General features: G+C 68.5%; 20 protein-coding genes. 9 read left to right on the top strand and 11 right to left on the bottom strand.

The window, feature by feature from the left end; genetic code table 11:
- The first annotated feature begins 253 nt into the window (after positions 1–253).
- A complete protein-coding gene (locus NNJEOMEG_RS19080) occupies positions 254–1231 on the top strand; it encodes a cation diffusion facilitator family transporter (protein WP_173087066.1) in 978 nt (325 codons plus the stop codon).
- A 305-nt stretch (positions 1232–1536) separates the two neighbouring features.
- Here the strand turns inward: NNJEOMEG_RS19080 and NNJEOMEG_RS19075 are convergent, their stop codons facing one another.
- The 5 genes from NNJEOMEG_RS19075 to NNJEOMEG_RS19055 all read right to left on the bottom strand — a co-directional run bounded on the left by NNJEOMEG_RS19075 (position 1537) and on the right by NNJEOMEG_RS19055 (position 7929).
- Complete coding sequence (locus NNJEOMEG_RS19075; protein ID WP_173087065.1) at positions 1537–2979, bottom strand: hypothetical protein; 1443 nt, start codon at positions 2977–2979, stop codon at positions 1537–1539.
- A gap of 201 nt (positions 2980–3180) precedes the next feature.
- The gene (locus tag NNJEOMEG_RS19070; protein WP_173087064.1) at positions 3181–3879 is read right to left on the bottom strand and encodes a Crp/Fnr family transcriptional regulator; all 699 of its coding nucleotides are present in this window, start codon (positions 3877–3879) and stop codon (positions 3181–3183) included.
- 186 nt (positions 3880–4065) lie between these two features.
- Positions 4066–4395, bottom strand: coding sequence for a 4Fe-4S binding protein (locus NNJEOMEG_RS19065; RefSeq protein WP_173087063.1), 330 nt, complete (start codon positions 4393–4395; stop codon positions 4066–4068).
- A gap of 209 nt (positions 4396–4604) precedes the next feature.
- Positions 4605–6362 (bottom strand): adenylyl-sulfate reductase subunit alpha, encoded by a 1758-nt coding sequence (locus NNJEOMEG_RS19060; protein ID WP_173087062.1) that lies wholly within the window; start codon positions 6360–6362, stop codon positions 4605–4607.
- A 10-nt stretch (positions 6363–6372) separates the two neighbouring features.
- Positions 6373–7929 (bottom strand): SLC13 family permease, encoded by a 1557-nt coding sequence (locus NNJEOMEG_RS19055; protein WP_173087061.1) that lies wholly within the window; start codon positions 7927–7929, stop codon positions 6373–6375.
- Between the two features lie 174 nt (positions 7930–8103).
- Between NNJEOMEG_RS19055 and corA the strand changes: the two genes are divergently transcribed.
- A complete protein-coding gene (gene corA, locus NNJEOMEG_RS19050) occupies positions 8104–9189 on the top strand; it encodes a magnesium/cobalt transporter CorA (protein WP_217270624.1) in 1086 nt (361 codons plus the stop codon).
- 101 nt (positions 9190–9290) lie between these two features.
- On the opposite strand, the gene NNJEOMEG_RS19045 is transcribed toward corA, so the two are convergent.
- A complete protein-coding gene (locus tag NNJEOMEG_RS19045; protein WP_173087060.1) occupies positions 9291–10079 on the bottom strand; it encodes a sirohydrochlorin cobaltochelatase in 789 nt (262 codons plus the stop codon).
- Between the two features lie 67 nt (positions 10080–10146).
- Here NNJEOMEG_RS19045 and NNJEOMEG_RS19040 point away from each other — a divergent pair, with 67 nt between their 5' ends.
- The gene (locus NNJEOMEG_RS19040) at positions 10147–12612 is read left to right on the top strand and encodes a heavy metal translocating P-type ATPase (protein WP_173087059.1); all 2466 of its coding nucleotides are present in this window, start codon (positions 10147–10149) and stop codon (positions 12610–12612) included.
- A 46-nt stretch (positions 12613–12658) separates the two neighbouring features.
- Here NNJEOMEG_RS19040 and NNJEOMEG_RS19035 read toward each other — a convergent pair whose 3' ends face one another.
- The 4 genes from NNJEOMEG_RS19035 to NNJEOMEG_RS19020 are packed head-to-tail and all read right to left on the bottom strand — an operon-like array spanning position 12659 to position 16009.
- Positions 12659–13021, bottom strand: coding sequence for a cupin domain-containing protein (locus NNJEOMEG_RS19035; protein WP_173087058.1), 363 nt, complete (start codon positions 13019–13021; stop codon positions 12659–12661).
- A gap of 9 nt (positions 13022–13030) precedes the next feature.
- A complete protein-coding gene (locus NNJEOMEG_RS19030) occupies positions 13031–13291 on the bottom strand; it encodes a Txe/YoeB family addiction module toxin (protein ID WP_235957040.1) in 261 nt (86 codons plus the stop codon).
- Positions 13288–13566: a type II toxin-antitoxin system Phd/YefM family antitoxin gene (locus tag NNJEOMEG_RS19025; RefSeq protein ID WP_235957039.1), complete on the bottom strand. Its 279-nt coding sequence runs from the start codon at positions 13564–13566 to the stop codon at positions 13288–13290. The genes NNJEOMEG_RS19030 and NNJEOMEG_RS19025 overlap by 4 nt, the downstream gene beginning before the upstream one ends.
- 43 nt (positions 13567–13609) lie before the next feature.
- Positions 13610–16009 (bottom strand): GGDEF domain-containing protein, encoded by a 2400-nt coding sequence (locus NNJEOMEG_RS19020; protein WP_173087057.1) that lies wholly within the window; start codon positions 16007–16009, stop codon positions 13610–13612.
- A 106-nt stretch (positions 16010–16115) separates the two neighbouring features.
- On the opposite strand from NNJEOMEG_RS19020, the gene NNJEOMEG_RS19015 reads away from it, so the two are divergent.
- From NNJEOMEG_RS19015 to NNJEOMEG_RS19005, 3 genes are read left to right on the top strand one after another with little or no spacing between them, the layout of a single operon-like run.
- On the top strand, positions 16116–16742 hold the full coding sequence (locus NNJEOMEG_RS19015) for an MBL fold metallo-hydrolase (RefSeq protein WP_173087056.1): 627 nt from the start codon (positions 16116–16118) through the stop codon (positions 16740–16742).
- A 7-nt stretch (positions 16743–16749) separates the two neighbouring features.
- On the top strand, positions 16750–17358 hold the full coding sequence (locus NNJEOMEG_RS19010) for a flavodoxin family protein (protein WP_173087055.1): 609 nt from the start codon (positions 16750–16752) through the stop codon (positions 17356–17358).
- Entirely contained in the window at positions 17355–18077 is a 723-nt protein-coding gene (locus tag NNJEOMEG_RS19005; protein ID WP_173087054.1) for a ComF family protein, read from the top strand. The genes NNJEOMEG_RS19010 and NNJEOMEG_RS19005 overlap by 4 nt, the downstream gene beginning before the upstream one ends.
- Before the next feature lie 331 nt (positions 18078–18408).
- Here the strand turns inward: NNJEOMEG_RS19005 and NNJEOMEG_RS19000 are convergent, their stop codons facing one another.
- Entirely contained in the window at positions 18409–18669 is a 261-nt protein-coding gene (locus tag NNJEOMEG_RS19000) for an EF-hand domain-containing protein (protein ID WP_173087053.1), read from the bottom strand.
- A gap of 357 nt (positions 18670–19026) precedes the next feature.
- On the opposite strand from NNJEOMEG_RS19000, the gene NNJEOMEG_RS18995 reads away from it, so the two are divergent.
- From NNJEOMEG_RS18995 to NNJEOMEG_RS18985, 3 genes are all read left to right on the top strand, one after another.
- Positions 19027–19428, top strand: coding sequence for a hypothetical protein (locus tag NNJEOMEG_RS18995; protein ID WP_173087052.1), 402 nt, complete (start codon positions 19027–19029; stop codon positions 19426–19428).
- Between the two features lie 628 nt (positions 19429–20056).
- Positions 20057–20983: a hypothetical protein gene (locus NNJEOMEG_RS18990; RefSeq protein WP_173087051.1), complete on the top strand. Its 927-nt coding sequence runs from the start codon at positions 20057–20059 to the stop codon at positions 20981–20983.
- A gap of 50 nt (positions 20984–21033) precedes the next feature.
- The coding region (locus tag NNJEOMEG_RS18985) for an SU10 major capsid protein (protein ID WP_173087050.1) at positions 21034–21902 on the top strand (869 nt) is incomplete at its 3' end.

Genomic DNA, 21902 nt, shown 5'->3' with positions numbered 1-21902 from the left:
TTTGGGTGCGCGCCGCAGGATGAATGAGAGCGTCTGCCCCCGTGGAGAGGTGTCCGGTCTGGCAGGCGCGGTCCTTTGGGCACGCCGGGCGGTCCGTTCGGGCCCTTCGTCTCGAACGGCATGCGGGGGGCTGGCCGGGTTCGTCAGGCGTCACACCCGTTGCGTTTCCGTCGGGCATGAACCCGCAGGGGGCGGAGGGCTGTCCGTGGCTTGGTGATGACTGTGTCGTGGAATTCGAACGCGGAGTGCTTGAATGATTGATTCGGGCCGGTTGCAGCAGCGTGCGATCAGGATCTCTTTCGTCGCCGGGCTGGTGATATTGGTTTTTAAGTTTACGGCATACTCTGTCACGAACTCTGCGGCGCTCCTGTCCGACGCCATGGAGTCGATCATCAACGTGATTGCGAGTTCATTCGCCATGTGGAGCATCCATCTGGCAAAAAGCCCCCCTGACGCCAACCACCCTTATGGGCACGGCAAAGTCGAGTATTTTTCCGCGTTGTTCGAAGGGGTTTTGATCATCGTGGCCGCAGGGTGCGTCTTGTACGCCTCGGTCCCCAGGGTGTTGGCCCCGCAGGAGTTGACCCGCCTGGACTACGGGCTTCTCGTGTCTGTGCTTGCTTCGGCTATGAACTTGGCCCTGGGGTTGTACCTGATGCGGCAGGGGCGGCGTACGCGTTCGATCACCCTTGTGGCCGACGGGAAGCATGTCCTTGCAGACGTGTATACGACAGCCGGCGTTCTGGTCGGTCTCGGGGGCGTGTTGCTTACGGGCTGGCTTTGGTTGGATGGATTCATCGCATGCGTCGTGGCGGTCAACATCCTGTGGACTGGGTACGGGCTGGTCAGGGAAGCCGTCAAAGGTCTCATGAACGAGACCGACGAAGACCTTGTCAGGGAGATCTGCGAGTTGTTGAACGAGGCGCGGATTCCCGAGTGGATCTCCATCCACAAACTTCGTGCCTGGAAGGCCGGGCGATTCATACATGTCGATTTTCACCTCGTCCTGCCGATGCAGTTGTCGCTTGAAGAGGCTCGCAGGATAGTGGGGGATGTCGAGTCGCTGTTCGAGAAGCGATTCGACGGCATAGCCGAGATCATGGTCCGGGCGGATGTGTGTACAGACGAGCAGTTGTGCCGCGTGTGTACGTATGACAAGTGCAAGAACCACATTCGTGGGGCCCGGCCCGAGCGATGGACCGAGAGGAGCCTCTGTGCTGGAGGGCGTTAAGCGCCGCGCTTGCTCGCCTCAGGCTTTTCGATCCCCGGCTCAGCCGTTCTGGCGATTCGCCAAGTGATGCAAGGCACACGGCATCAGCCCCGGCGGTGGCGCCATGCGCGCTCCAAGAAGATCAGGGGGGTGCCCCGCAGACTACCTCAACGTCCACGGGCGACCTCCCGGCATTCTCTGCCAATCGACGGTTTGGCGGCCGCTCTTGGCGCGGTGATGGCCGCGCGATGCGGGGCATGCCCCCCCAACAAAAAAGCGCGGGAGCCTTCGCCCCCGCGCCGTCTTGTTCTCCTTTCCCTCCAGATCTAGCTGATGGAGCCCACCAGCTTGCGGAACCCTTCAAGCTGCGGCACGAAGCGCTCCTCCGGCACCATCAGCAGGGCCACCACCATCTGGTCGCCCTTGGGCATCACGGCCACCGCGATGTTCAGGTAGTGCGGCACCGACACCATCTTGGAGTTGCCCTGCCCCGTGTCCGCGCCGGAGGTGGTCTGGGGCTCGTTGCTCTCCACCTTGCGCCGCTCCACCCGGATGTACTTGTACACCTGGATGGGGCGCTGGCCGCCCTGGGCCTCCACCGTCTCCACGCCCAGGCCCTGCACCAGGGAGCTCTGCTGGAAGTGCTTCTCCAGCATGGCCTGGAGCACCGCCGGATCGCCCTTGCAGGCCTGCGCTGGCACCATGATCAGGCGTCCGTCCACGTCCGGGCCGTTGATGGCCACGCCGCTGAACGCCGTGCCCAGCACCGAGCCGGGCATGGTCAGCGTCACCAGCGGCCCCGCGGCCTGGGTGGCCAGGCTCATGGCCAGGGCCGAGGACTGCCCGCCGCCGCCCAGCGCCTGGGCCTGCCCCTGCGCGCCCAGCGTGGGGAACGCCGCCGTGGTCCACCCCGTGGGCACCAGGCAGGAAACCGCGCCCAGGCTCGTCATGGTGCAGGCCACGCCCTCGGCCACGGGCGCTTCGTCCTTCTTGCCCTTCTTGGCCGGGGGAGCTGGCTTCTCAGCCGCCGCGCGGGCGATGGCCTTCTCGCGCTTGGCCTTCTCGGCCTCGAACGCCGCCATGGCGGGAAGCTTGTGTTTCTCGTCGATCTCCCTGATGGCCTGCTGCACCATGCGCTGCACCGAGGTGGAAAGCTGGCCGCCGCCCGCCTCGTGCGTGTCGAAGCCCATGAAGCCCTTGATCTCGCGGTAGACCGTGGTCTTGTCCTGGAACTGGCCCTCGTGCGCCGTCACGCCGGACACGGCGTCGATCACCCGGTAGCGCAGGCTGATGGCCCATTCGCGCTGCTCCTCGGCCGAGCTGATGGAGCCGAGCGTCGCTTCGCCGATCTTCGCGCCCAGCTGGCCGAAGATCATCCCGCCCATCAACGAGCCGGCCAGCCCGGCCATGGCCTTGTCGGTGTACTTGAAGCCCGTGGAGCGCGGGGTCACCTCGATCACGTCGAACACCACCACCCAGTGCGGCGGGGTGAACTTGAATTTCTTGAATTTGCCGATCACCGCGCCTTCGCCCAGATTCGCGGCGATGGCCACCTCCTGGAGCATGGCCGGGTTCTCCACCCGGTCCAGCACCTTGAAGTTGCACTTGCCCATCTCCACTTCGGCGAAATCACGCAGGCCCTGCGCGTTCACCTTGCCCAGGAACTCGTAACTCCATGCGCTCACCTGCCCCGGCAGCACGAGCACGGTAGGCCCGGGCTGGGCCGCGTTGACGTACTCCACGGGCTTGTAGAGGTTGTCCTCGGCCATCAGGTGAGCCTTCTTCGATGTCCCCATACACCCGCACAACCCGAACAACACCACGCACAACGCCAGACGCAACGACAAACGCATGCGACCCTCCAGGTAGGAAATCATTATACAGGACAGCCAGCATACATGGCGTGCCCCTCGGTTTCCAGGTAGGAAAACAGGAATCGAATGCGCGGACTACAGAGAAAGCTGGAATGATTAGGAAGATTCCGTAGCCAAAGCCTCGAACACGCCCTCGATGTCCAACAGTGTTATCCGCCCCCGACCCACCTTGATGAGCCCGCGCTGCTCGAAGCCCGCCAGCGTCTCGCTCACCGTCTGCTGGCAGGAGCCCGTCATGGAGGCCATCTGGCCCTGCGTCAGGCGCACCGGCACCTGGGCCGGACCGCCCCTGGCCTGCGCGATCTCGTCGTGCGAGAGGCACACCAGCAGCTTGAGAAGCCGCGTGGCCACGCCGCACGTCATCAGGTTCTCCAACTGGCCCGTCAGGTACCGGATGCGACGCCCCAGCACCTCGATCACCCGCAGGCCCATGGACGGATGGCCAAGCATCAGCCCCAGGAAGTCGTCGCGCCCGATCTCCAGGATCACCCCGTCCGACAGGGCCTGGGCCGAACACTTGCGGGACTCGCCGCCCACCACCTCGGCCAGCCCGAACATCTCGCCCGGCGAACGGATGAAGAACGTCGGCTCCTTCCCGTGCAGCGAAATCCGGAAGATCTTCACCGCCCCCTCGTCCAGATAGAAACAGCGGGTGCAACGATCGTTCTCGAAAAAAACCACGTCGTTCTTCTTCACCAGCCGCCGCGTCGCCAACGCCCGAAAGGCCTCGAACTCGCGCTCAAGGCCGTCGAAAAAGCCGCCCTTGGCCAGGTGCCACTCCACATTAGCGTCCATGCCCGCCATGGGCTCACAATAATGACGGCCCCTGCCGCGTCAAGCGCCCAGGCGCCTATCGCCCGGCGCGCATCGAGGCCGGGAATCGGTCCGGGCAGGCTGCCGCACGGACATGCCCGCCCGCGTCGGCAGCCAGCGCCCGGCCGGACCCGCGCACTACAGGCCCGGCCGGGCAGGCCCGCAGCCTCAGCCCTTGCGCTCCAGACGATTGCGGTAGCGGTACATCACCGTCTTTCCGTGGATGTCCGTGCACTTCCAGGTGATGCTGTCCTTGCCCATGATGGGCCTGAGCGTCGCCTTGTGGTAGCCTAGCTGGTAGGGCATCTTCGTCTCGATGGCCCCGCGCGGACACATCTTCACGCAGGACATGCAGTCCCAGCAATCGCGCGCCGCGTGGCAGTGCGACTTGCCGTCCGCGCCCACGTACATCAGGTCCCCCGGGCAGGCCTCCTCGCAGAACGACTCTTCCCGGCCCTCGCAGCCGTTGCACTTTTTGGGATCGACAATAGGCGGCATGGCGGCCTCCTCTCGGTTGATGGTGTTTGACCCGTTGCGCGTCGTTGTCGTCGCCTCGCGCGGCGGCCGGGGCACGGGGCGGAGCCCCGTCGGGGGTGCGGGGCAGCGCCCCGCTGGCCCACGGATCGCCGCCTCACTCTTCTTCAACGCGACGCCCAGCTTGTCCTCAGTGCGCCGCCTGTTCGCCGGAGCACGTAGACGACCCGCGCTCAGGGTTTGTAGCGGTCTCCCGGCACGATCTGTTCGTAGGGCCGGGTGAACGTCTCGATCTCCCCGGTTTCCAGGTTCCTGCGGCTTTCCACGTGGCAGTCGTAGGCCGGGTCGGTGTCGGGGTAGTCTGCGCGGGTCTGCCAGCCTTGCCAGCGGGTTTCCTTGCGGAATTTCAGGTGATGGCAGAGCACCTCGGCCACGTCGAGGCGGTCGATCACTTCGTGGACGCTCATGAGGTCGTGGAGGTCCCTGGCCTTGAGGAAGCGGGTCTGGTCCTTGAGGACGTCCAGGTGTTTGAGGGCGTAGTCCAGGCGTTCCTCGTTGGTGCGGTAGAACTGGCTGGTTCCTCCCGCGTATTCGTCCATGAGGCGCTGGAGCCGTTCTTCCATTTCGAGGGCGGCCACGCCGTCGAAGTCTTGGCCGCGCAGCAGCGGTGCGAAGACGCGGGCTTTTTCGGCCTCGATCTGTGCGGGATCGGGGTCCGGGAGTTCGAGGTTTTGGATGTACTGGACGGCCCCGCGCAGGGCGATCTTGCCTTCGGCGGCGCAGCCTCCCACGAACTTGTTGGGGTTGCCGCCGGCGGTTTCGCCCGCGGCGAAGAGGCCGGGGACGGTGGTCATGCGGTCGAGGTCCACCCAGAAGCCGGACTGGGTGTGCCCCCCCACGATGTAGGGGTCGGAGCCGTAGATTTCGATGGGTTCCTTGGTGGGGTCCTGTCCCCTGCTGGCCAGGAAGAGGACGAAGCTGGGGCGTTCGTTGAGGTAGTCGGTCATCATCTGGCTGGCGAGTTCGGGGTCCATGTCGCGGGTGTCGCAGTAGGTGGGGCCGCGTCCGGCGAGCCATTCCTCCATGGGGGCGTTGGCGCGGATGTAGCGCGGGGCCTTGTCCGCGCCCAGGTGGGCGTAGCGTTCGCGCATGATGCGTTCGCCCTTGGCGTTGATGATGGGGGCTTTGTAACCCACGGAGATGGTGTCCACGGGGCCGCAGAAGTCCTTGGTGCGGGTGGCCACCCAGCGCTGCTCCATGGAGGTCATTTCAGCGCCCTGGCGGATGCCCACGGCGTAGCCGGTGCCAACGCAGTAGGGGCACATCCAGATCTGGTGGTGGGAGTCGGTGGCGTCGGCGGTGTAGGACTTGTAGAGCCCGGCCGCGCCGCCGGTGGCGTTGATGGTGGCCTTGGCGTTGAAGACGTAGAACTTGCCGTCGCGCACGCCGAAGCCCAGCGCGCCAACGCAGCGGCCCTCGTGCATGAGGAGTTGCGTGCAGGCCACGCGGTTGTACACCTGCGCCCCGGCCTCGATGGCCTTCTCGGCCATGATGGGCTTGAGTTGCTCGCCGTGGATGGAGATGTCCCAGGCGCCCCGGTAGCGGATGTTGCCCTTGTCGTCGCGCAGGATGGGCAGCCCCCAGCGTTCGAGGTCGTCCACGGCTTCGTTGAGTTCGCGGGCGTTGGAGAGCGCCAGGTCCTCGCGCAGAGGGCCTCCGCCCACCTGGGAGCGGCACCAGCGCACGAGGTCTTCGGGGGTCTTGCCTTCGGGGATGTAGGTGTTGATGGCGTCCATGCCCGCCGAGCACGCGCCGGAGCGCATGATCTGGGCCTTTTCCATGATGACCACCTTGAGGGAGGGGTCGATCTTGGCGGCTTCCACGGCGGAGAAGCATCCGGCGTTGCCGCCGCCGATGATGAGGATGTCGCAGTCGACGCGCACGGTTTCCACGGCGTCGAGGTTCACGGGATTCTGGGCCATGCGTGGCATGGGGACCTCCTTAGAAGGGCCAGGGGGCGTTGGGGTTCCAGACGGGCAGGCCCCAGAGGGCGTACCAGGGGGCCATGACCAGGATGCCGAAGACCACCGCCAGCAGGGAGCACACCCAGCCCGCCCGGGCGTAGTCGGCGGTGGAGAAGGTGTTGGTGCCGTAAGCGATGACGGCGGCGGTGATCTGCGTGGGCAAGAGGAAGGCGAAGGTGTCCACGTTGCAGATGAGCAGGGTGAAGGCCACGGGGTGCAGGCCCACCTTGGGGGCCATGGCGAACATGATGGGCGCGAGCATGGCCACGGCGGCCACGTTGGAGAGCATGCCCAGGCGCAGCACCTGGGTGCCCAGCATCATCACCAGGAGGGTCTGCCACCAGTTCATGCCCGCGACCAGGGCGTGGATGTGGTCGGCCATCCAGGCGGCCAGGCCGGACTTGGCCATGGCGTCTGTCATGGTGATGGCCCCGCCCAGCAGGAGGAAGGTGCCCCAGGTGGTGCGGTCCTGCACGGCCTTCCACTTGAAGGGGAACAGGCCGGGGATGAAGAGGATCATGATGCCCACCAGGCCCACGATGCCCAGCTGATAGGTGTGGAGCACCACGGGCGAGCCCTTGCCGGTCATGAAGAGCAGGCCCACGACGGCGAAGACCGCCAGCATGGCCTTCTCGGGGCCGGACATGGGCCCCAGCTCCCGGTGCTGGCGGCTGATTTCCTGGTGGCCGCCGGGGATGGAGACGCCCGCCGTCTTGAAGTGCACGCGCACCCACCACTGGATGAGGGCGAACAGGATGAGATAGGGCGCGTGGAGCACCATCCAGTTGAAATAGCCGAGGTTGCGCAGGCCGCTCTTCTCGAAGAGGCCGGTCATGATCAGGTTGGGCATGTGCCCGGTGAGGATGAACAGGCCCGAGATCATGGAGGCGTAGACCATGGCCTGGATGACGATGGCCTTCTTGGCCTCGCGCTCGGCGTGGGAGTCGCCCAGGAGGGCGGTGACGCCCTGGACCACGGGCATCACGGTGGCGGCGCGGGCGTTGGCCGCCGGGATCAGGAAGGCCAGCACGACGTTCACCCAGAACATGCCCCAGATGATGCGCCCCACGCTGGAGGCCTTGAGCTTGTCCAGGATGGCCAGGGCGATGCGCTTGTCCATGCGCAGGAGTTGGATGATGGCCCCGGCGAAGAAGGCGAAGAGGCAAAGCCAGACCTCGTGGGTGGTGAAGCCGGAGAAGGCCTGGCCCATGGGCGGGTTGCCGTTGTTCCAGGGGATGGCCCTGGTGAGGATGAGCAGCGTGGGGATGGAGATGCCCGCGATGCCCACGGGCATGGCCTCCGTGACCCACATGACGCACGCCCACACGAGCACCGCCAGCACGCTCATGCCCTCGGGCTTGAGCCCCGAGGGCAGCGGGAGCACCTTGAGGATGAGGAAGAAGAGCGCCCAGGCCGCCGCGTAGCCGATCCACGTGGCCTTGGGGCTCTGGCCGCAGAGTGTGAGGTTCTCGGACACGTAGGTTCCGAGCCCTCCCTTGCATGTGTTGACTGACTGGGCCGTCCCGTTGGCCATGGGCCACCTCCTTGAATACGCCGCGCGGTGCGCCGCTCGATGGTGGGCGTGTAGCCCGGGGCGGACAAGCAGACTATCGCGGGGGCGATAGATGGGAAAAACAGCGGAGAAATGGCGCGGGGGCTTGTGGTCCCGGCGGGTTGTCCCCTAGAGGACGTTCCCAGGAGAACCGCCATGCTCGAATACCTGCGCCGCCGCAGCCGCACCGTGGGCCGCGCGCCCGGCTCGCCCCTCTACGTGGGCGAGGAGCGCCACGAGCCCGTCACCGTGGAGATGATCACCTACGACTCCGAGGGCGCGCGCGTGGACCGCCCTGAACGCCTCCAGGAGTGCGCCTGCTTCGACGAGGGGCCGCAGGTGCGCTGGGTGAACGTGGACGGCCTGCACGACATGGAGGTGGTGAACCGCGCGGCCGAGGTGTTCCGGCTCCACTCGCTGGTGGTGGAGGACATCGTGCACACGGGGCAGCGCCCCAAGATGGAGGAGCTGGGCGACGGCACGGTCTTCGTGGTGCTCAAGATGCTCACCTGGGACGAGAAGGCGCGCGCCGTGAAGGACGAGCAGGTGAGCTTCATCCTGGGCAGGCACTTCCTGCTCACCTTCCAGGAACGCCCGGGCGGCGACGCCTTCGACGAGGTGCGCCGCCGCCTGCTCTCCAAGAAGGGGCGCATCCTCAACTACGGCGCGGACTATCTGATGTACGCCCTCCTGGACGCCGTGGTGGACCAGTACTTCCTGGTGCTGGAGCGCATGGGCGAGGACATCGAGGAGATCGAGGAGCAGCTCCTGCGTTCGGCCCTGCCCAGGCACCTGGAGCAGTTGAACGGCCTGCGCCGCCAGGCGCTCTTCTTGCGCAAGTTCATCTTCCCCCTGCGCGAGGTGGTGGCCCGCCTGGAGAAAGGCGGCACGGAACTGGTGAAGGACTCCACCGTCTTCTTCCTGCGCGACCTCTACGACCACACCATCCAGGTGATGGACACCGTGGAGACCTTCCGCGACCTGCTCTCGAGCATGGTGGAGCTCTACCTTTCCAAGATCGGGCTGCGCACCAACGAGATCATGAAGGTGCTGGCCATGTTTTCCACGCTTTTCATCCCGCTCACGTTCCTGGCCGGTCTCTACGGTATGAACTTCGAGTACATGCCCGAGCTGAAGTGGCGCTACGGCTACTTCGGGGTGCTGGGCGTGATGGGCGCGGTGGCGGTGGGGATGCTTTTCTACTTCCGGCGCAAGGGCTGGATCGGCCGCGGCAAGGGCTGAGCGGGCGCGTGGGCTGGTCGCCCGGCGGAGCGCACGGCCGCGACCTGTCCGGAGCGGCCGCCCCCCCCGCGCACAGGGACGCCCCTCCGGCCTGGGGCCGCTCAGGCCAGGAGTCCGGCCAGGCGTCCGGCCCAGAGGGCGCGGAAGGCCTCGCGCTCCACAAGCCCGCGCAGGTCGGCCGGGCTGTCGATGCCGTGGGCGGCCAGCGCCGAGCGCCAGGAGCCGGGCTGTTCCCCGGCCAGGTCCTTGTGGGCGTGGCGTCCGGCCACGGTGAGCAGCGGCGCGAGGGTGGCCCGGCGCACGCCGCGCGCGGCCAGGTCCGCCGCCATGGCCCGGATGTGCAGGGGATCGGCCGGATCGGCGGCCTCCAGCACGCCCAGGCGGGCCAACGGGGCCAGGGCCTGGAGCTCCCGGGCCAGCTCGCGGTAGAGTTGCTGGGCCTCCCCGGCTGCGCCGTGGCCCATGAGCACGGCGGCCTCGCCCGGCGGCAGGGCTTTCAACTCCCCGGCCAGGGCGCGGGCCACTTGGGGGGCGTCCTCCGGGCGGGCGAGCAGCGGTCCCGAAAGCCGCGCCGGAACGCCCTGGCCCCGCGCGAAGGCCTCCACGGCCAGGCGCGTGCGCTCGAACTCGTCCCCCGCCACCACGTGCAGGGAGAGCACGGCCAGTTCCACCGGCGCGCCCAGGCGTTCGAGCCCTTCCAGCACGCGGGGCAGCTCCCGTTCCTGTGCCCCGGCCGAGGCGGGGTGGTTGCCGGAACGCCGGAAAGCGGTATAGGCAAGGTGGATTGGCCTGTCCGGCGCGAGCGCCCGGACGTGGTCCGCGAAGCCGCCCAGGGCGGCGCGGGCCAGCGGGTGCGAGGAGCCGTGGGCGGCCACCACGAGGACTTTCAAGGGCGCGTGCATGGGAGGGGTAGCCCTAGCAGACTTCCCCCCAGGAGCCAATGCCCGGGAGCGGCGTATGGAAGAGCGTCAGATGCCGGTGCGGGGCATGCATTGCGCGGCCTGTTCGGCGCGCATCGAAAAGGTGGTCGGGGGTATGCCCGGCGTGGCGGAGGCCTCGGTGAACCTGGCCGGGGAGACCCTGCGGCTGCGCTTCGACCCGGCCGTGGTCACCCCGGAGGGCGTTGCGGAGCGCGTGAAGGCGCTGGGCTTCGAGCTGGTGCTGCCCAGGCCCGCCGAGTCTTCGCGGCTGGTGATCGGGGGCATGCACTGCGCCTCGTGCTCCTCGCGCATCGAGAAGGTGGTGGGGTCCATGGAGGGCGTGCGCGCCGTGCGCGTGAACCTGGCCTCCGGCACGGGCGAACTGGAGCTGGAGCCCGGCGGACCGGGCCTGGACGCGGTGATCCGGCGCATCGAGGGCCTGGGCTTCACGGCCTCGGAGGTCCAGGACGAGGACGAATCGCTCTTCGAGGAGCAGCAGCGCGAGGCCGCCCTGCGCCTGGAGGAGCAACGCCGCGCCCTGGGGCCGCAGCTTGCGCTGGGCGCGCTGGTGCTCGTGGTGGCCATGGGCCCCATGGTGGGGCTTGCGCTGCCCGCGTTCCTCTCCCCCGACGCCTCGCCGGGCGCTTACGCCCTGACGCAACTGGCGCTCACGGCCCCGCTGGTCTGGCTGGGCAGGCGCTTCTACACGGCGGGGATCCCGGCGTTGCTGCGCGGCGGGCCCACCATGGACTCGCTCATCGCCCTGGGCACGGGGGCGGCCCTGGCGGCCTCGCTGTGGAACACGGGGACGATCCTCTTCGCCCACGGCGGCGCGCACAAGGCCCACGAACTCTACTACGAGTCCGCCGCGGTGATCCTGGCCCTCGTCTCCCTGGGCAAGTACTTCGAGGCCCGCTCCAAGGCGCGCACCACCGAGGCCGTGAAGGCGCTTCTGAGCCTCGCGCCCGAGCAGGCCACGCGCCTGCGGGACGGCGGCCAGGAGCGCGTGGACGTGCGCGCCGTGCGACCGGGCGATCTCCTGCTGGTGCGCCCCGGAGAGCGCGTGCCCGTGGACGGCGTGGTGCTGGAGGGCGCGGGCGAGGTGGACGAATCCATGCTCACGGGCGAGAGCGAGCCCGTGGCCAAGAACCCGGGCGATCCGCTGGCCTCGGGAACGCTCAACGCCCTGGGCGCGCTGACCATGCGCGCCGAGCGCGTGGGGCGAGACACGGTTCTCGCGCGCATCGTGCGCCTGGTGCGCGAGGCGCAGGGCTCCAAGGCCCCGCTGGCCAGCCTGGCCGACCGCGTGAGCCTGCACTTCGTCCCGGCCGTGATGGCCCTGGCGACCCTGTCCGCCGCGGCCTGGCTGCTGGCGGGCGAGGGTGCGGGGTTCGCGCTGCGCATCTTCGTCTCGGTGATGGTCATCGCCTGTCCGTGCGCCATGGGTCTGGCCACGCCCACGTCCATCATGGTGGGCACCGGGCGCGGGGCCAGGCTCGGCGTGCTGGTGAAGAGCGGGCGCGCCCTGGAGGCGGCCGCCGGAGTGGACGCCGTGGTGCTGGACAAGACCGGGACCCTCACCCTGGGCAAGCCCGCGCTCACCGACGTGGAGCCCGCGCCGGGCGTCGCGCGCGACCGGCTGCTTGCCGTGGCGGCGGCGGTGGAGAGCAGCTCCGCCCATCCGCTGGGCGAGGCGGTGGTCCACGCGGCCCAGGCGCGGGGGATCGTTTTGCCGCTGGCGGCGGCGGGCCGCGCCGTGCCGGGCAAGGGCGCGGCGGCCCAGGTGGCCGGGAAGCCGTGCCTTGTGGGCCGCGCCGGGTGGCTTGCCGAGGAGGGGGTGGAGCTTCCCCCCGGGCTCCTGGAACTGGGCGAGGTATTCTCCTCCGAGGGCAAGACGCCCCTTTACGCGGCCGAGTCCGGCCGTGCGCTGGGGGTGCTGGCGGTGGCAGACGCCCTGCGCCCCGAGGCCCCGGAGGTGGTGCGCCGCCTCAAGGCCATGGGCGTGCGGGTGGTGATGCTCACGGGCGACACGCCGCGCACGGCCCACGCCGTGGCGGGCGAAGCTGGCGTGGACGAGGTGTTCGCGGGCGTGGGTCCGGAGGGCAAGGCGGCCAAGGTGAACGAGCTCAAGGCCCAGGGCCTCACGGTGGCCATGGTGGGCGACGGCATCAACGACGCCCCGGCCCTGGCGGCGGCGGACGTGGGGCTGGCCATGGGCTCGGGCATCGGGGTGGCCATCGAGACCGGCGACGTGGTGCTCCTGCGCGCGGACCTGCGCGGGGTGGTCACGGCCTTGGCGCTGGCGCGGGCCACGGTGCGCAACATCCGCCAGAACCTGTTCTGGGCCTTCGCCTACAACGTGCTGGGAATCCCGGTGGCGGCAGGCGTGCTGCACGCCTTCGGCGGCCCAACGCTCTCGCCCATGATCGCGGGGGCGGCCATGGCGGCCAGCTCGGTGTCGGTGGTCACCAACGCCCTGCGGCTGCGGTTCTTCAAGGGTTGAGGCCCGGCGGGCGCTTCCGCGCCGATTCCGGTCTGGCGTTTGCGCGCTAGAGCCAGACCGGCCCGTCCTGCGTGCGTCCGTCGCCTTGGGCGTCTCCGGTGTTCACGGTGGTGGCGGGCTCCACCAGGAGGATGCACACCTCCTCGGGGGCGTAGGGGCAGTGCTCCACGCCGCGCGGGATGGCCAGGGCCTGGCCGGGCTCGAGCCACGCGTCGCCGTCGCGGAACTTGATGCAGAGCCTGCCGGAGAGCACCAGGAACATCTCGTCCTCGGCCTCGTGGGCGTGCCAGACGAACTCGCCCCGGATGCGCGCGAGCTTCACGAAGGTGTCGTTGATCCTCGCGGCCACGCGGGGCGACCAGAGGGCCTCAATGGACGATGCGGCGGCGAGCAGGTCGATGGGCTTCATGGTGCTCCCTCAGTAATGGTATCTGCAGCCGAGGACGACGAGGGTTTCTTCCTCGTCGCGGTACAAGAGGCGGTGTTCCGCGTCGATGCGCCTGGACCACGATCCGCCCAGGTCGAAGCGCAGGGGCTCGGGCTTGCCGATCCCTTCAAAGGGGGAACGGCAGACGGCCAGGATGAGTTCGTTGAGCTTGCGCAGCATTGCCTTGTTGGTTCGTTGCCAGCAGAGGTAGTCTTCCCATGCGCCGGGCGTCCAGGCGATCAGGCGGATCATTCGTCGAGCAGGGTGTTGGGTTCGTGGGCGCCCCGGTCGGCGTCGGCGATACTCCGGCGCAACCGGGCCACGTTGGCGGGGCTGCGCAGGAGGTAGGCCGTCTCTTCGAGGGCGCTCCAGTCCTCCTGGCTGACCAGGACCACGTTGCGCCCCTTGCGGCGTGTGATCACCACGGGGTCGTGATCGTCGCAGACCCGATCCATGGTCTGCGCGAGATTCTCGCGGGCGCTGGTGTAGGTGATGGCGTCCATGCGGTGCTCCTTGCGTACAGACATGTTCGGCATCCTGTACATGTCGTCAGCGGGCCGTCTCCTCTCCTCAGCCCGCCCGTCCCAAAGCCTGCCTCGCCTCCTCGGTCTTGCCCTGGGCCTCCAGGGCGCGGGCCAGGTCCTTCCAGAACTGGCCCTGGTCCGGGCGCAGGGCCGCGCTCTGGCGGGCCAGGGCCTCGGCGATGGCCGGGTCCTCCCCGGCGTCCAGGTAGATGCGCGCCAGGAGGTTCAGCGAGAAGGCGTCCTTGGGGTCTTGCAGGAGGGCCTGCTGCAGGTGCTCGCGGGCCTCGTCCGCGCGGCCCTGGGCCTGGGCGAGGCGGGCCAGGTGGCGCGTCACCAGCCTGGGGCCTCCCGGCAGGGCCAGGGCCTTCTGGTAGTAGCCGCGCGCGTTGGCGGGCTTGCCCGCGTCTTCGGCCATGCGGCCCAGGCGCAGGAGGCTGTAGACGTCCTGGGGGTTGAGCTTCAGGCAGCGCTGGAAGGCCTTTCGCGCGGTCTTCTCCTCGCCCAGGCGCTGGCAGGCGTGGCCCAGGTTGTACAGGGCCATCTGGTTGCGCGGTTCCAGGGCCAGCACGCGCTCGAACTCCGCCCGGGCCTGGGCCATGCGCCCGAGCCTGCCCAGGCAGATGCCCAGCGAGTTGCGCGCCAGCACGTTGCCCTCGTCGGCCAGGAGCGCCAGCCGGTACTCCTCCACCGCGCCGTAGAGATCGCCCAGGGTGAACAGGCGGTCGGCGCTGATGGTCAGGGAGATGGAATCGAAGAGCGCCAGCCTCGGCCCGTCCTGGATCAACTGGGCGTGGTCCAGGGCCTTGCGGCAGTTCTCCAGCACGTCGGCCTTGCCGTAGCTCAGGAAGGGATGCCCGGCCAGGCCCATGGAGAGCGCCAGGCCCAGGCGCTCCCGGGCCAGCTCCGCCAGGGCCTGGAAGCGTTCCCGGAGCGCCGCCGGAGCCTGCCCGGGCACGTAGAGGATCAGGCTGCCGGTGGAGAAGCGCCCGCCCAGGAGCTCCTGCCCGAAGTGGTCGCGACACAGGGCCGCCAGCTCCTGGATGCTGGCCTCGGCCCGCGAGCCGCCGGACGCGCCCCGGTCCTGGCCGGGGTCGGGCAGGCGCACCAGGGCCAGGGTGAAGGCCTGCTCGCCCTCGCGGGCCTGGGTGAAGCGCCGGATGAAGTCGCGGTGGCCCAGGAGCCCGCTGGCCATGTCGCGCCGGGGGGGCTCGGCGGGGTCCTCCCGGCCGGGGAAGGAGTCCTCGGGGTCCTGGGCCAGGAGCAGGCGGTCGCCGGGCTCCAGGGTCCAGGAGGCGTCGGTGAGGTGCAGCACCTCGGCGTAGGACACGTCCTCCTGGGCCTCCATGAGGATGATTTCGCCCTTGACCATGGCCGGATAGCGCCCCAGCACGCGGTGGCCGCCGTCGCGGGCCAATTGGCGCGCGCCCTCGAAGCGCGGCGACCACACCAGGAAGCGCATGCCCTCCTTGGCGTCGGCGGCGCGTCCCAGGCTCACGGCCAGACGTCCCAGGGGCAGGCGCTCCAGTATCTGGCCGCCCTCGCGCAGGAGCTTGCCGAAGCTCATCACCTGGTCGCGCCCCAGGTCCTTGGCGGCGGAGAGGGTCTTGCGGGCCTTCTGCACCAGCACGCGGGCGGCCTCCCCGGCGGGGGCGGCCAGCTGTCCGCCGTGCAGGTCGCGCGGGTAGAGGGCGAAGCCGGCGCTCAGGGTCAGGCGGATGCGTTCTCCGGTGACGGCGTAGTCGAACACCTCCTCGGCGGCCGCCGCGCGCACGGACTCTGCCAGGTCCAGGCAGCGCGCGGCCGAGGCCCCGGGCAGGAGCACGGCGAAGAGGTCTTCCTCCAGGCGGGCCAGGGCCGCTCCCTCGGGGGCCTTGGCCGCCAGGAGCGCCCCCAGGCGGGCCAGGGTGGTCTCGCCGTAGAGGTGCCCGTAGTTCTGGTTCACCCAGGAAAAGTAGTCCACGTCGAAGAGCACCAGGCCGAAGCCGCCGCGCGCTTCGGCCGGGGCCTCCTGCCAGCTGGCCTGGCCGGGAAGGATGCTTGCCTGCACCAGCCCGATCTCGCGCTCCAGGGCGTCCAGCAGGCACTGGCGGTTGCCCAGGCCCGTGACGGGGTCGGTGTCCAGGGCCTTGGCCAGGGCCAGGTTCTCCAGGCAGAGCCGGGCGGCCTGGGCCAGCAGCGGCAGGGTCCTGGCCTGGAGGCCGCGCACGCCCTTGGCCATGAACACGCCCAGGGGCGCGCCTCCCTGTGAGAGGGGCAAAAGCAGCTTCTGCTCGCCCTTGAGCCATGCCGGCTCTGTGTCCTGGCCAGCGCCCGGGGGCGGGAAGTAGAGGCTGGAGGACTTGAACGCCACGAAGTCGCGCAGGGCGTCGCGCAGGACGTGCTCGGAGGCGACGAGGTCGTGGCGGGTGAGGCTGGCGCGTCGGGGTGCTGTGGGGCTTGGCGTCATGGCCGGACTCTAGCCCGGCGGCAAGGCCTCGGCAAGGGGCGCGCTTGCCCGGCGGGGCCGCATGGGCTATGCGCCGGTGGAACGTCATTCCCGTCTGGAGGAGCGCATGCAGGTCGAGATGTATTCCCTTGGACCCCTGGAGACCAACAGCTACCTTGCCGTGGAAGGGGCCTCGGCCGTGGCCGTGGACGTGGGGGGCGATCCCGCGCCCATGCTGCGCCACCTGGAGCGCTGCGGAGCGACGCTCACGCACATCCTGCTCACCCACCTGCACTTCGACCACGCCTACGGGGTGAAGGCCCTGGCTGAGGCCACCGGGGCCACGGTGCACGCCGGGGCGGCGGACCGCGTGCTTCTGGACTCCGAACTGGGCCAGGGCGGCTTCATGGGCCTGCCCAGGCTCAATCCCTACGCCTTCCAGGACCTGGCCGAGGGCGAGACGGAGCTCCTGGGCCAGCCCTGCCGCGTGCTGGCCACCCCTGGGCACTCCCCGGGCAGCCTGACCTATCACTTCCCCAAGGCCGGGGTCGCCTTCACCGGCGACGTGCTCTTCTACCGCTCCATCGGCCGCACGGACTTCCCCGGCGGCAGCCTGGACACGCTCCTGGAGGCGGTGCGCTCGAAGCTCTTCACCCTGCCGGGCGAGACGGTGCTCTATCCCGGCCACGGACCAGAGACCACCGTGACCCAGGAGAAGCTGCACAACCCCTACTTCAGCGACTTCGCCCGCTGACGCCCCGATGCATCCCGCGCCCGGCCGTCCCCTGATCCTGGCGTGCAGCCCCCGCGCGGGCGGCAACACCGACCAGGCCGCGCGGCTCCTGGCCCGGGGCCTGGCCGACGCCGGGGCCGACCCCGAGATCCTCGCCCTGCGCGACTTGGACCTCCTGCCCTGCCTGGGGTGCCAGGCCTGCGCCCGCTCGCCGGGGCACCGCTGCGTGCTGGAGCGCCGGGACCGGACCGAGGAGGCGTTCGCGCGCATCCTGGCCGCGCCCCTGGTGCTGGCGGCCTCGCCCATCTACTTCTACCACCTCCCGGGGCGCTTCAAAGGCTTCATCGACCGCGCGCAGCGCTTCTACGCCCTGCGCGAGGCGCACGACCCGGCCCTGGCCGCGCTGCCGCCGGGACGCGCCCTGGCCTGCCTGGTGGCCGGGCGTACGCGGGGCGAGCGGCTCTTCGAGGGGGCGCTGCTCACGCTCAAGTACTTCTTCCTGCCCCTGGGCAAGACCCTGGGCGAGCCGCTGTGCCTCAAGGGACTGGACGGGCCGGGCGACCTGGAGGCTGACGGCGCGGCGCACGAGCTTTTGCGCGCCTACGCGGCCCGGGCCTGGGAGGCGTCCAGGACGTGATCCTCCGGCTGCGTGAGGCCCTGCGCGCCCTGGCCGGGACGCGCTGCCAGGTGTGCGGGGCCGTGACCGGCGGCCCCTGGCTGTGCGGGGAGTGCGCCGGGGAGCTTCGCCCGCGTCTGGGGGGCTTCTGCACCGGCTGCGCGGCGCTCACGGAGATGGACGCCCAGACGCCGGGGCTGTGCGGGAAATGCCGGACGCGCCCGCGTCCGTGGAGCACGGCGGGTTTTTACGGGGCATACCGGGGCGTGCTGCGCGATCTGGTGCTGGGGCTCAAGTTCGGAGGGCGTCTGGCCGGGCTGCATCTGGCCGGGGAGCTTCTGCTGCACGCCCACGCCCTGCACGCCGCGCGGCCGGGCGGCCTGGACCCGGCCCCCGAGGTGGTGGCCGCCGTGCCGGTGCACCGCTGGCGTCTGGCGCGACGAGGCTACAACCAGAGCCTGGAGCTGGCCCGGCGCGTGGCCGCGGGCCTGGGCGCACCGATGGACCCGGAGGCGCTGCGCAAGACGCGCGCCACCCGTCCCCAGAGCAAGCTCAAGGCCCGGGAGCGCCTGGAGAACCTGGGCGGAGCCTTCGAGGCCAGGCCCGAGTCCGTCCGGGGGCGTCGCGTGCTCCTGGTGGACGACGTGATGACCACGGGCGCAACCCTGGAGGCCTGCTGCCGAGCGCTGGCCGCCGCCGGGGCCGCCCGGGCGGACGTGCTGGTGCTGGCCAGGGACTGACGCCCCGGTCGGCTGCGATCCCTTCAGGCCCCGCGATCCGATGCCGGGCCATCCGGCGCGCCTGTCCGGCGTGCGGATGCCCTCCTGCCCTTGCGGAATCAATCACCACTGCAGGACAGCCCCGGTCGCCTGGTTCGTGAGGAGGCGTCGGTCTCCCCCCCCCGCCGTTGGCTCCTTGGCTGGCCGTCACATTCGCGAGGAGGCGTCCCCAGGGCGGTCTGCGCGACTGTCCAGGTCGCGCGCACCGGCCGGAAGAGGCCTCCGCCGCTGGCAGATCGCGCGGCGGGGCGCGTTCAAGGACGCGCCCGCGCTCACCGCGCGGGCGAAGCCGCTACCACTGGCGCAGGCTGTCGTCGGAGCCGACCTGATTCCAGAGGTCGTACTCCGATCCGTCGAAGAGGCCGTCGCGGTTGGCGTCGTAGCGGTTGAACTGCTCCTCGGCCTTGTCCTGGGCGGAGCTTTTGAAAAGGTTCTTGAACTCCTGGAGGGAGATCTTGCCGTCCTTGTTGGCGTCGGCGGCGTCGAAGGAAGGCTTTTTCGCGGGGGCGCAGGCCACGAGGGCCAGCAGGCAGAGGATGGCGAGGGCGCGCATGGAAGCTCCTGGATGTCTGGGGTGTACGCGGCCCTGGCGGGCCGCCGCAGTCCGATAGTGGCATCGACGGCGCGTTTGATCAACCCGCGCAGGCCGGAAAAGCGGGCAGGAACCGGAGAAAGGAATTTTCAACTTTTTACCCACATAGCGCTATGTGGGCTGAAATAAAAATCTACCTGCATAGAATTCGGGGGACCCTGGGCACTGAGAAGGCCCGGCCGCTCCGCCGGTCAAGGGCATGGAGGCAACCTGGCGCTTCTGTGCGTTGTACGAGCGAGGGGCCGGACGGCCGGAGGGGGAGCATCCGTGGGATGCCGACTCTCCATGTGCCCGCAACCCCAGCAGCAGGAGATGAAAATGGGACTCTTGAATCAACACGGAGAGGCACAGTTGGGAAGGCTCGGGCGAAAAGTCGGAGGGTTAGCCGGTTACATAGGCGCGTTCAGTTGGGTCAAGGACGCTTTGAGCAGACCGCAGGATACCCCGCCCAAGGGATTCGAGTTCGTGACCACTGCCGATCAGGCGGAGATGCGACCGAGAACCCATGAAGAAATCAAGGAAGGGACAGGAGCGGCTGCTGCGGCAACTGCCGCTGCAACGTTGGCAGGGACGAAGAACCTGGCCGGGGCTTTGGGTATGGGAGAGGGTGCTGCGTTGGCCGCTGAAACCTATCTGGAGAACACACAGACTCCTGCCAACCATTATCTCACGGAGGACGATCTCGATCGAATCAGGGGGGATGCTCCGTCTCTGCCTTAAGTAGATGCCGGGCGCTCACCAGAGCGCCCGGTCATCGAACGCAAGAGATTGAGGCAAATTTAATGTATGCGCCTAAATAAAGGAACGATATGGCAAAATAATATGCTATGCCAGTGAGAAGGCGTTTGATCTGCATTATTTACCCCATTCGCAGTATAGCTTGATCAGGTACGCAATGTTGAACGAGGCAAGTGCTGTCCATCCAATTGTTTTCGAAATGGTCTTCCCGAGGCGTGTTTGCTCATCGTTGAGTTCGAGATATTCCCAGCGCATCAGATTTTTCCTAGTAATTCCAGGGATTTATATGCAAGCGTGAAGCCAATGGCGAATTTGAGGAGTTCGAGAATCAGTGGCTTGGCGAATGTCTTGAGATTCATGGGACTCCTGCTTGTTGGAATACCGCATCTTGTAGACGCCGGACAAGCCTGTCCATGACTGACCTGCTGTCATCTCGGTTGTCAGGCTTACTCCGAACGCCCGTCAGGGCCAGCTGAAAAAATTTCGTCTCTCGCCCAACTTTTTACCCACATAGCGCTATGTGGGCTGAAATAAAAATCTACCTGCATAGAATTCGGGGGACCTTGGCAATCACGCCAGGGAACAAACCACCTCAGAGGAGGAGCCCCGAATGCCTTACCCCACTCCCACAGGAGCCGCCTCGGCCCTGAACCCGGCGGACCAGCAGGCCCTGAAGCGCCTGCGGTACGAGCGGGCCCTGGATGTCTCGGTCGGCATCAGCCCGGAAGAGTCGCAGTTCCCCGAAGCCTACGCGCAACAGCCCCAGGCCGGTTTCGACCCCATGGGCCAGCAGATGCGGTTCCAGCAGGGCCAGGCCGCTCCCGGACAGTTCCAGCCCGCTCAACAGGCTCAGCCCGGTCCCCGGTCCATGCCCGGCTCCGGAGCCGTCCCGCCCTTCCAGGACATCCTGCGCGCGGTGATCGCCCAGCCCGGCATGGCCCATCATCTGGAAGGCATCGACCTGGACGGCGACGGCATCCCCGACGTGCCGCCCCCGCCCATGGACCCCATGGCCCGCATGCAGTGGCAGGCCATGGTCCAGAACCGCCAGCTGGCCCTGCAGGCCGCCATGGCGCGCCGCGCCAAACGCAAGGACGTCAACAACAACGTCCTGCTGAGCGTGCTTCAGTCGGCGGACCCGCTGTTCGGCGAGATTTACACCAGGCTTTCCGGTTACGTCAACAGTCTGCCTGTAAAGGTGAGGCGTCCTTACATGGAGGCCGTTGAACGTACTCCCGGTGCGTTCCTCGAACTGTATGGCCATCTCCGTGAGGGCCTTCTGAGCGAGCTTGGCGTCAACCGTGAAATGCCCACCCCCATGCCCCAGCCCGGCGGCGCGGACCCGCGCGCGAGAATCCGCCAGGCCGTGGCCGGGCGCATGAGCCCCCCCGATCTCGCCCGCGCGGGCGTCCTGGACGACGACCGCCCCGCCCGGGCCAGAGACGCCGCCGAGTTGGCGGCCCTCAAGTCCCGCGTGAAGGCCGGTCAGGCCCGCGAAGGCGATCTGCTGCGCTACCTGGAACTCTCCGGAGTCTAGGCGCGCCTGCGACCCTCAACATGTAACACGCGTAAGGAGGAACTTCCGCGATGGCCGATTCCCTCACGTCCTACTATTCCAATTCCGGCGCCGGCGTGCGCGAGATGAAGGACACCATCTTCGAGGATCTGGAGAACATGATCCAGACCATCACGCCGCACAAGACCCCGTTCGTTTCCTCGCTCAAGCCCCTCAAGGCCCGCAACGTGCTGCACGAGTGGCTGGAGGACGAACTGAAGTCCCCCACCGGGACCAACAAGGCCATCGAAGGCTCCGACGCCGTGGCCACGGACCGCATCGTGCCCAAGCGCATGTCCAACTACTGCCAGATCCTGGAGGATTCCTTCAAGATTTCCGGCACGCTGGACGCCGTGACCCCGGCCGGGCGCAAGAGCCTGACCCGCTACGAGATGGACAAGAGCCTCAAGTACCTGAACACGGAGCTGGAATACGCGGCCCTGAACAACGCCGCCGCCTCGGCGGGCGACTCCGGCAGCGCGCGCCAGATGAAGGGCCTGGAAGGCTTCGTGGCCACCAACGACAAGTCCTTCGCCACCTACGCCTCGGGCAACGACTTCAACGAGGCCAAGTTCCTGGAGATGTCCCAGGCCTGCTACGAGGCCGGCGGCGAGCCGGGCATCCTGCTGGTGGGCCCCGTGCAGGCGCGCAAGGTGGCCAACTGGAACCAGGCCGGGCGCATCACGGTGAACACCAACGCCTCGGAACAGACCCTGGTGATGGCCGTGATGGTGCTGGAGACGCCCTTCGGGCGCATGAAGGTGACCATCGACCGCTACCTGGCCAAGGACGACGACTCCGGAACCAAATACGACCGCGTCTACGTCTACGACCCCGACCGCTGCTCCGTGGCCTACCTGCGCCCCTTCAAGTGCGTGGAGCTGGCCAAGACCGGCGACTC

The sequence above is a fragment of the Fundidesulfovibrio magnetotacticus genome (assembly GCF_013019105.1).
In the GTDB taxonomy this organism is placed as follows: Bacteria; Desulfobacterota; Desulfovibrionia; order Desulfovibrionales; family Desulfovibrionaceae; genus Fundidesulfovibrio; species Fundidesulfovibrio magnetotacticus.
This window is presented reverse-complemented; position numbering and strand designations above follow the sequence as displayed.